The organism is Adhaeribacter aerolatus (assembly GCF_007991635.1).
GTDB classification, from domain to species: domain Bacteria; phylum Bacteroidota; class Bacteroidia; order Cytophagales; family Hymenobacteraceae; genus Adhaeribacter; species Adhaeribacter aerolatus.
The window spans coordinates 1-858 of sequence record NZ_BJYS01000091.1; the positions used below are offsets into that span (position 1 = coordinate 1).

Genomic DNA, 858 nt, shown 5'->3' on the forward strand with positions numbered 1-858 from the left:
ACCAGCAGAGGCTTATTTGTTACTTTGTCAATCTACTTTTAAGCTACATCACAAATCTGTACGCCTTGCTTCAGCGAGGCTAGTTTGTCTTCGCGTTTGGGAATAAACTCCTGCGCTACAAAGCCTTTGTAGCCCGTATCCGCAATGGCTTTCATAATGGCCGGGTAATACAGCTCCTGCGTTTCGTCTATTTCGTTGCGGCCCGGTACCCCACCCGTGTGGTAGTGGGAGATGTATTGCTGGTATTTCTTAATGGTGGCAATCACGTCACCTTCCATGATTTGCATGTGGTAAATGTCGTAGAGCAGCTTAAAGCGGTCCGAACCTATTTTGTCGGCCAAGGCAGCCCCCCAGGGGGTGCGGTCGCACATGTAATCTTTGTGGTTAACCTTGCTGTTCAAGAGTTCCATCACCATGGTTACCTTGTACTTCTCGGCCGTGGGCATCAGCCGCTTTAAACCAATGGCAGCATTCTCCATGCCTTGCTCATCCGAAATGCCGTTGCGGTTACCCGAAAAGCAGATAATCTGGTTAAAACCGGCAGCGGCTACTTTGGGTATCACTTCTTCGTAGCTCTTCACCAAGGCATCGTGGTACTGTTTGTCGTTGAAGCCTTTCGGAATACCCATGCCCGCTCCCCAGGGTAAGGCCGAGGTTAAGCCGTGCTTCTTAAGCGTGGGCCACTCGTCGGGACCGACCAGCTCAATGGATTGCAGGCCAATGTTTTTAGCGGCTTTGCAGAGGTCTTCCAGCGGAATTTTATCGTAGCACCAGCGGCATACCGAGTGATTGATTTTGCCTTTCAGCTTGGCACCCAGTTGGGTATCGGCTGCCTCCAGGCGATTGGTTAACGAGGCG

General features: G+C 51.3%; 1 protein-coding gene. It reads right to left on the reverse strand.

What is annotated here, in order from left to right:
• Nucleotides 1–38: 38 nt before the first annotated feature.
• Nucleotides 39–858: hydroxypyruvate isomerase family protein (locus AAE02nite_RS26120; RefSeq protein ID WP_371863499.1), on the reverse strand; the 820-nt coding region annotated here is incomplete at its 5' end.